This is a genomic window from Micromonospora sp. NPDC000207 (assembly GCF_040300925.1).
In the GTDB taxonomy this organism is placed as follows: domain Bacteria; phylum Actinomycetota; class Actinomycetes; order Mycobacteriales; family Micromonosporaceae; genus Micromonospora.
The window spans coordinates 1-9,618 of sequence record NZ_JBEPEQ010000163.1; the positions used below are offsets into that span (position 1 = coordinate 1).

3 protein-coding genes are annotated in these 9,618 nt (G+C 73.9%); all 3 read left to right on the plus strand.

Translation table 11 applies throughout. From position 1 onward, the window contains the following. The coding region (locus ABT336_RS25600; protein ID WP_350899868.1) for a non-ribosomal peptide synthetase at positions 1–7,298 on the plus strand (7,298 nt) is incomplete at its 5' end. 73 nt (positions 7,299–7,371) lie between these two features. Beyond that, positions 7,372–8,352 carry an ornithine carbamoyltransferase gene (locus ABT336_RS25605; protein WP_350899870.1) on the plus strand — a complete coding sequence of 327 codons (981 nt, stop codon included), beginning with the start codon at positions 7,372–7,374 and terminating at the stop codon, positions 8,350–8,352. Next, the coding region (locus ABT336_RS25610) for an MFS transporter (protein WP_350899872.1) at positions 8,349–9,618 on the plus strand (1,270 nt) is incomplete at its 3' end. The genes ABT336_RS25605 and ABT336_RS25610, both read left to right, overlap by 4 nt.

The following is a 9,618-nucleotide window of genomic DNA, read 5'->3' on the forward strand; positions in this document are numbered from 1 at the left end:
CCCTGCTCGACCCGGCGGACCGGGCGGGCCTGCCGGGCGGGCTCGCCGACGCCTATCCGGCCACCCGGACCCAGCTCGGGATGCTCGCCGAGCTGGCCACCAGCGCAGACCGGGGCGCCTACCACAGCGTCATCTCCCACCACGTCCGCGACGGCCGGCCCCTCGACGCCGAGGCGTTGCGTGCGGCAGTCGCCCTGGTCGTCGACAGGCACGAGATCCTGCGTACGTCGTTCGCGGTGACCGGATACTCCGTACCCCTGCAACTGGTCCACGCGGCGGTCACCGCGCCGGTGCGGATCGTGGACGGCCGGGACGTGCCGGCCCGGCAGCAGGCCGGGCTCTTCGAGGAGTTCGTGGCCGCCGAACGGGCCGACCGGTTCGACCTGGCCACCGCCCCCCTGCTGCGGGTCGCCGCACACCGGGACACCGACGACAGCTGGTGGTTGACCTTCACCATCTGCCACGCGGTCACCGAGGGGTGGAGCACCGCGCAGCTCCTCGCCGAACTGCTCGCCGCCTACGCCGACCTGGCCGACGGCCGGACCCCCGAGTCGACCGACAGGCCCGGCGTCCGGTACGCCGACTTCGTCGCCGCCGAACTGGCCTCCCTGCACGACGGACCGGACCGGGACTACTGGCGGACTGTGGTGGACGGGCACAGCCGGTTCACCCTGCCGACCGGGTGGGGCGAGCCCGGCGACCCGGCACCCGTCTCGGCGACCGTCGACCTCACCGACCTGACCGGGCCCGTCGAACGGTTCGCCGCCGAGACCGGGGTGTCGGTGAAGGCGGTGCTGCACGCCGTGCACCTGAAGGTGCTCAGCCAGCTCACCACCGAGGACCGGTTCCACTCCGGACTGGTCTGCGACGCCCGCCCGGAGGTCCTCGGCGCGGACCGGGTGCACGGCATGTACCTCAACACGGTGCCGTTCGGCTACGACCGCACCGCCCGGACCTGGCGGGACCTGGTCACCGCGGTCTTCGACACCGAGGTCGAACTCTGGCCGCACCGGCGGTTCCCGCTCGCCGAGATCCAGCGCGACACCGGACCCCGGCTCCTCCAGGTCCTCTTCAACTACCAGGACTTCACCCGCGCCGCGACGCAGGGCACCGGGACCACCCCGCAACCGGTGGTGGTGGGCTCCGCCGGGGACGGCGCCACCGAGTTCGCGCTGTCGGTCTTCGCCCACCGGGGCAGCTACCAGCTCTCCAGCCGGACGGGGATGCTCAGCCGGGCCAACCTGGACCGGCTCGCCGGAATGTACCGGGCGGTCCTCACCGCGATGCTCGCCGACCCGACCGGGGACGCGCAGGTCGTCTGCCTGCCCCACGGCGAGCGGGAACGCCTGCTCGGCGCGGTCGAGGGCGGCGGCGTCGACGAGCCGGTCACCGGCACCGTCGCGCAGCGGTTCGAGGCCCTGGCCGCCGAGGCTCCCGACGCCCTCGCCGTCGTCGCCGGGACCGACCGGGCCACGTACGGGCAGGTCAACGCCCGCGCCAACCAGATCGCCGGGCACCTGCGGGCGGTCGGGGTGGGCCGGGGCGACGTGGTCGGGGTCTGCCTCGACCGGGGTCCGGACCTGGTTCCCGTCCTGCTCGGTGTCCTCAAGGCCGGTGCCGCGTACCTGCCGCTGGACCCGGCGCAGCCGGCCGACCGGATCACCCACCTGCTCACCGACGCCCGCGCCCGGACCGTCGTGACCACCGCCGACCTGGCCCCCTCGGTGGCCGGGTCCGCCGGGGAGCTGGTGGTCCTCGACGACACCGACCTGACCGGGTACGCGAGCGTCGACCCGACCCCGGTGACCGACGCCGACGACCCCGTCTACGTGATCTACACGTCCGGGTCGACGGGGCGGCCGAAGGGGGTCTGCGTCAGCCACGGCAACGTGCTGCGGCTGCTCGACAGCGCCCAGGAGCACTACGCCACCGACGCCACCGACGCCGTCGCCCTGTTCCACTCGTACGCCTTCGACGTGTCGGTGTGGGAGCTGTGGGGTGCCCTGCTGCACGGGGCCCGGCTCGTGGTGGTCCCCCGGGAGACGGCCCGGGACCCGGGTGACCTGCTCGACCTGCTTGTCGACGAGGAGGTCACCGTGCTCGCCCAGACCCCGACGGCGTTCCGGGCGCTGGTCCGGCTGGCCGCCGACGGTGACGCGAGACTGCGTCGGCTGGCCCTGCGGGCGGTGGTCCTCGCCGGGGAACGGCTCGACTTCGCCGAGCTGCGGCCCTGGGTCGACCGGCTCGGGCTGGCCCGGATCGCCCTGGTCAACATGTACGGCATCACCGAGACGTCGGTCTACTCCACCTACCACCGGCTGACCCGCGCCGACCTCGCCCCCGGGGTGGGTTCCCGGATCGGCAGGCCCCTGGCCGGGCTGCGGATGTACGTCCTCGACCAGCACGGCCACCCGACGCCGTTGGGCGTACCCGGGGAGATCCACCTCGCCGGGCACGGGGTGGCCCACGGCTACCTGCACCAGCCGGCGCTGACCGCCGCCCGGTTCGGCCCCGACCCGTACGGCCCGCCCGGATCCCGGACGTACCAGACCGGTGACCTGGGTGTCCGGCTGCCCGACGGGAGTGTGGAGTTCCTCGGTCGCCTCGACGACCAGGTGAAGCTGCGCGGCTACCGGATCGAACTGGCGGAGGTGTCGGCGGCCCTGTCGGCGTTGCCCGGTGTCGCCGAGGCGGTGGTGGTGCTCCGTGAGGACACCCCTGGTGACCCCCGGCTGGTCGGCTACCTCGTCACCGACGCCGACACCCTCGACGGGGTGCGGGCCGCGCTGTCCCGGACCCTCCCGGAGTACATGATCCCCTCGGCGTTCGTGGCCCTGGACCGGGTGCCCCGCAACAACAGCGGCAAACTGGACCGGCGGGCGTTGCCGGCCCCCCACGACGGTGGTGACCCGCGGCGGCCGGTCGTCGCTCCGAGGACCGACGTCGAGGCGCGGATCGCCGAGGTCTGGGCGACGGTCCTGGGCCTGTCGACTGTTGACGTGAACGAGGGCTTCTACGACCTCGGTGGACACTCGATCAAGGCGTTGGTGCTGGCCGGTGCGCTGCGGGAGGCCGGACTCGACGTCACCGTCGCCGACGTCGTGGACCGGCAGACGGTGGCCGGACTCGCGGAGGCCCTCGCCGAGCGGAGCGCACCGGCGGTCGACGACCGGCTGGTGCACCCGTACGAACTGGTGTCGGCGGCGGACCGGGCGGCGCTCCCCGACGGGCTGGTCGACGCGTACCCGCTCTCCCAGGTGCAGCTCGGGATGCTGGTGGAGATGCTCGCCGATTCCGGGGGGCACCACTACCACAACGTCACCTCGTTCCTGGTCGGCGACGACGCACCGGTGGACCTGCCGACCCTGCGGGCGGCGGTGCACCGGGTGGTCAACCGGCACGAGGTGCTGCGGACCAGCGTCGACCTGACCGGCTACTCGGTGCCGATGCAGCTGGTCCACCCCGACGTCCAGGTCCCCGTCGACCTTCGTGACCTGCGCGGACTCGACCCGGACGGCCGTGACGCCGCACTGCGTCGACTGGTCGCCACCGAGTACGACGCCCCGTTCGACGTGGAACGGGCGCCGCTGCTGCGGTTCACCGCCGTGGCCGAGACCGACCGGACCTGGCGGCTGGTGCTGACCATCTGCCACGTGGTCGTCGAGGGGTGGAGCCTGCACGCCCTGGTCGCGGAGGTCCTCGACGCCTACCGGGCGTTGCACGGCGGCGACGAGCCCACGCCGACCCCGCTGCCCGACGTCCGGTTCGCCGACTTCGTCGCCGCGGAGCGGCGTGCCCTGGCCGACCCGGACCAGAGCAGGTACTGGCAGGACGTCGTCGACAGGCACCCCACGTTCACGATGCCCGCCGCCTGGCGGCCGACCCCGCGACAGACCCGGACCGGGCACACCGCCCGGGTGCCGTACCGGGACGTGGAGCCCCGCCTTCGGGCGGTGGCCTCACAGGCCCGGGTGTCGATGAAGGCGGTCCTGCACGCGGTGCACCTGAGTGTCCTGGGCAGGCTCACCGACGAACCCACCTTCTCCAGCGGACTGGTCTGCCACACCCGACCCGACGTGACGGGCAGCGAACTGGTCCACGCCATGTCGCTGAACACCCTGCCGTTCCCGTCCGACCGCACCGCCTCCACCTGGACCGACCTGGTCGGGCACGTGCACGCCCGGGAGGTCGGGATGTGGTCCTACCGGCGGTACCCGGCCCCGGCGATCCGACCGACCGCCACCGGGACCCGCCTGGTCGAGGTCTACTTCAGCTACCTCGACTTCGACGAGGTGGTCGCCGACCGGGTGGACACCGGCCCCCGGTACGCCGCCGCCAGCTCCGAGTTCGCCCTCGCCGTCTCGGCCGTCGGCGGGCACCTGGAGTTGAGCACCGACAGCGACCACCTGGACCGGGCCGACCTGGACCGGTTGGCGGCCCTGTACCGGTGTGCCCTGACCGACCTGGCCGCCGACCCCGAGGGCGACCCGCGCACCTTCGCACTACCCGACGGGGAACGCCACGACGTCCTCCACAGCTGGCCGGTGTCGCCGGACGAGGAGCCGCCGGCCCTGGTCCCCGACCTGATCCGGGCGCGGGCCGCCGAGGCCGGCCACGCCCCGGCGGTGGGGTCGCTGAGCTACGCCGACCTGGAGTCGGCGGCGAACCGGCTCGCCCGGCACCTCACCGAGCGGGGAGTCGGCCCGGACGACGTGGTCGCCGTGCTGCTGGACCGGGGCGAGGAACTGGTCGTCACGCTGCTGGCGATCTGGAAGGCCGGTGGGGCGTACCTGCCCGTCGACCCGGCCCACCCGGCCGCGCGGGTCACCGCGATGCTCACCGACGCCCACGCCACGGTCCTGGTCACCACCACCGGGTACGCCGACAGGTGCCCCGACGTGCCCCGGGTGCTGGTGGACGCCGACGCCGACGCGATCGCCGCCCACCCGGACACCACCCCCGACCGGCGTACCGACCCCGACCAGCTCGCGTACGTGGTGTTCACCTCCGGGTCGACAGGGCGGCCCAACGGGGTGCAGGTCAGCCACGGCAGCCTCGCCGGATACCTGCGCTGGGCGGTCCGGGAGCTGATCGCCGACCGGCCCGGTGGCGCGGCCCTGTTCTCCTCCGTCGCCTTCGACATGGTGGTCACCACGATCTGGGCGCCGCTGGTCGCCGGGGAACGGCTGTGGCTGCTGCCCGCCGACGCCGGACTGGACGAGTTCGGTCCCCGGCTGGCCGAGGCCGGACCCTTCAGCTTCGTCAAGCTCACCCCCAGCCACCTTGACCTCCTCGCCGGGCAACTCGACGCCCGGCAGGCGGCGGCGCTGACCCCGATGCTGGTTCTCGGCGGGGAGCCGCTGACCGCCCGGACCTGCCGCCGCTGGCAGGCCCTCGCCCCGGACACGGTCCTGCTCAACGAGTACGGTCCGACCGAGGCGACGGTGGCGGTCAGCAGGTACCCGGTCACCGGTGACCTGCCCGGTGCGGTGGCCCCTGTCGGTCGCCCCCTCGGCGGGATGCGGACGTACGTGCTCGACGCGTCGCTGAACCCGGTGCCCGTCGGGGTCGTCGGCGAGGTGTACCTCGGTGGACCGGGCCTGGCCCGGGGCTACGCGAACCGTCCCGCGCTGACCGCCGACCGGTTCGTCCCCGACCCGTACGGCCCGGAAGGGTCCCGCCTCTACCGCACCGGCGACCGGGGACGGTGGCTGCCGACGGGGCAGTTGGACCTGCTGGGCCGCGTCGACGACCAGGTGAAGATCCGGGGCCACCGGATCGAGCCCGGCGAGATCCGGGCGGTCCTGCTCGAACACCCGCAGATCAGGGACGCGGCGGTGACCGTCCGGCCCGGCCCCGGCGGCGACCAGCTCGTCGCCCACCACGTCGGCGACGCCGACGACCTGGCCGAACACTGTGCCCGGCGGCTGCCGTCCGCCCTGGTCCCGGCCGTGTTCGTGCCGGTCGACGCGATCCCGCTCAACGCCAACGGCAAGGTGGACCTGCGGGCCCTGCCGGCGGTCCGGTCCGACGCCGGTGACACCCACGAGCCACCGAGGGCCGGAACCGAGCGGACCCTCGCCGACATCTGGGCCGACGTCCTCGCTGTCGACCGGGTCGGTCGACACGACAGGTTCTTCGCCCTCGGCGGGCACTCGCTGCTGGTGGTGCCGGTGGTCACCGCCGCCCGCCAGGCGGGGCTGTCGGTGACGCTGCACCACGCGATGCTCGATCCCACCCTCGCCGACCTCGCCGCCACCGTCACCACCGGCGGGGCGACCACGGCCGCCCGACCGCTGCCCGCCTCCCTGGCACCGACGTTGACAGCCCACCGGGTGCCGGGCGCGACACTGGTCCGGGTCGCCGACGGGGAGATCATCGAGGAGCGGGCGTACGGACGCCGTACCCCCGGTGGGGATCCGGTGACCCCGCAGACGGTGTTCCAGGTCGGATCGATCAGCAAGCACGTCACCACGGTCGGGGTGCTGGCCCTCGTCGGCCGGGGTCGCCTCGACCTGGACACCGACGTCAACCGGTACCTGACGTCCTGGCAGGTGCCCGGCGACCGGCCGGTGACCCTGCGGCACCTGCTCGGGCACACCGCCGGACTGAGCCGTACCGGCAGCAGCGGTCACCCGCGCGGCGGGCCGCTGCCCACCGTCCTGGACCTGCTCACCGGCGGGACCGGGGCGACCTACCCGGCGGTCCGGCCGATCCGGGAACCGGGCGGGGTCGCCGAGGAGCGCAACAGCCACTACGTGGTGGTGCAGCAGCTGCTCACCGACGTCACCGGCACCCCCTTCGCGGACCTGATGGCCGAGCTGGTCCTCGGTCCGGTGGGGATGGACGACAGCGGCTTCGACCAGGACCACCCCCTGGCGGTCGGTCGGGCGGTGGCCCTCGGCCACGACCGCGACGGCCGACCCCTCGACGGCGGCTGGCAGGTCCGGGCCGACCCGGCGGCGGCGGGACTCTGGTCCACCGCTGCCGACCTGGCCCGTCTGCACGGGGAACTGCACCGCGCCCACCGGGGGGAGTCCGACCTGCTCGGCAGGGACCTGGTCGGCGAGATGCTCACCCCGGGCGGGGGTGGCGTGTGGGGGCTGGGCTGCGCCGTCGACCGGGTCGACGCCGACGAGACCGAGTACACCCACCGGGGCACCACCGCCGGGTACCGGGCGGTCACCGTCGGCCGGGTCGTCGCCGGGACCGGCGTGGTGCTGCTGACCAACGGCGACGCCGGTGACGAGGTGATCGCCCGACTCGCCGACGCCGAGCGGAGCGAGGGGGCGGCATGAGCGAGCGGGGCGAGCGAGCCGTCGTCGGTCCCCGCGCCGACGCCAAGCGCAGCGAGGTGACGGTGTGGGTGCGTTGACCGTACCGATCGACGTCGACCGGGTCGTTCCGGCCGCCGGTCGCCGGTGTCGGCACCTGGTGTCGATAAGTGACCTGACCGACGGGGACCTGTACTCCATAGTGGCCCGGGGGGCGACCTTCGCCGCCGGGGAACACGGCACCCCGCTGGCCGGTCGGACCGTCGGAGCGTACTTCCGTACCACCTCCACCCGGACCCGGACGGCCTTCACCACGGCGGCGCTGCGCCTCGGCGCGGGGGTCGTCCAGTACGGCCCCGGTGACCTGGGTTCCGACACCGGGGAGAGCAGCGCCGACACCGGTCGGGTGCTGGCGGGCATGCTCGACGTCCTGGTGGCCCGGACCGCCGGTGACCAGGCCGAGCTGCGGGCCTGGACCGGCGGTGGCCGGATGTCGGTGGTCAACGCGATGAGCGCCGAGGAACATCCCACCCAGGCGTTGACCGACCTGACCACGCTGCTGCGGCAGTTCGGTCGGATCGAACGGCTCCGGCTGCTCTACGTCGGGGAGGGCAACAACACCGCCACCGCCCTGGTCCTGGCCGTCACCAGGTTCGCGGGGGTGGAGCTGGAACTGCGCACCCCACCCGGGTACGGACTGCCCGCCGGGGTGCTCGCCACCGCCGTCCGGCAGGCGCAGGTGTACGGGGCGACGATCGTCGAACGGCACCACATGGACCGGCTGCCGGGGAACTTCGACGCCATCTACACCACCCGGTGGCGGACCACCGGCACCGGCGGACGGGACCCGCACCGGCGGCGCGTCTTCGCCCCGTTCCGGGTCGGTCAGGAGCTGTGGCGGGCCAGCCCGCACGCGGTCTTCCTGCACGACCTGCCCGCCCGCCGGGGCGAGGAGGTGACCGCCGAGGTACTCGACGGGCCCGCCAGCATCGCCTTCCAGCAGGCGGAGAACAAGCTCTACAGCGCCATGGCGGTGCTCGACTGGTGCCGTTCGGCGCAGGACGGGGTCCTGTCGTGAGACCACTGGAACAACCCGTGGGTACGGCGGCCGTACCGACGCTGCGGGGCAACCGGAACTTCCTGCTGCTCTGGGTCGGGTCGGGGGTCGCCGCGCTCGGCTCCCGGGCCACCTCGATCGGCTACACCCTGCTCGTCTACTGGTCCACCGGCTCGGCCACCGCCGCCAGCCTGGTCACCTTCGCCGCCCTCCTGCCCAGCCTGGTCGTCCAACTCCCGGCGGGCGCGTTCGTCGACAGGTGGAACCGGCGTACGACGATGCTGGTCTGCGCCGCCGGGCGGGTGGTCGGGGTGGGCAGCGTGGCGGTGGCGGTCCTGCTCGACCGGGTGTGGCTGCCGCACCTGATGACAGTGGCGTTCGTCGAGGCCACCCTCGGCATCTGCTACGCCCTCTCCGAGCGGGCGGCGGTCTGCCAGGTGGTGCCCGCCGGGCAGCTCGGCGCGGCGATGGCTGCCAACGAGTCGCGGGCCAACGCGGCGAGCATCCTCGGCCAGCCCACCGGCACCGTCCTCTACGGCGTGGCCCGGTTCGCGCCGTTCGTCGTCGCCGCCGTGGCGCACCTGGTCTGTCTGGTCACCCTGCTGTTCGTCCGCCGGGACCTGCGGGCGCCCCGGGTCGACCCGGGGCGGACCACCAGCCTGGTCGCCCAGATCCGGGAGGGTTTCGACTTCGTCTGGGGGCGGGTCTACCTGCGCCGGGCGCTGACTCTCTTCGCCGCCAGCAACCTCCTGTTCCAGATCCTCGGGCTCGGCCTGGTGGTCCTGGTCGCCGAACGGGGCGGCTCACCCGCGACGGTCGGGCTGCTGCTGGTGGTGAACAGCGTCCTCGGGATGGCCGGGGCGATGACCAGCAACCTCTACCTGCGACGGTGGGGCATCCGACGCATGATGATCGGCATCAACGTGTCGTGGGCGGTGCTGATGCCGCTGCTGGCGGTCGCCCCCGGGCTGGTGGCGGTGAGCGTGATCCTCGCCCTGGTCAACTACGGGGCCGGGATCGGCAACGTGGCCGGGATGCTCTACCTGTTCAAGGCGGCCCCGGACGAGCTGCGGGGCCGGGCCGGTTCGATAGCCACCCTGCTCGCCTCCGGGGCCAACTCCGCAGGTGCCCTGCTCGCCGGGTTCCTCCTCGACGCGGTGAGCATGCGTACCGCCCTGACCGTGGTCGGGGTGACGATGGTGGTGATCGCGGTCTGCGCCGTCCTCGCCTTCGGCAGCCGGGCCGCCGCCGAGGCCGAACGTGCCGAGATCGCCGCCGAGCGCGCCG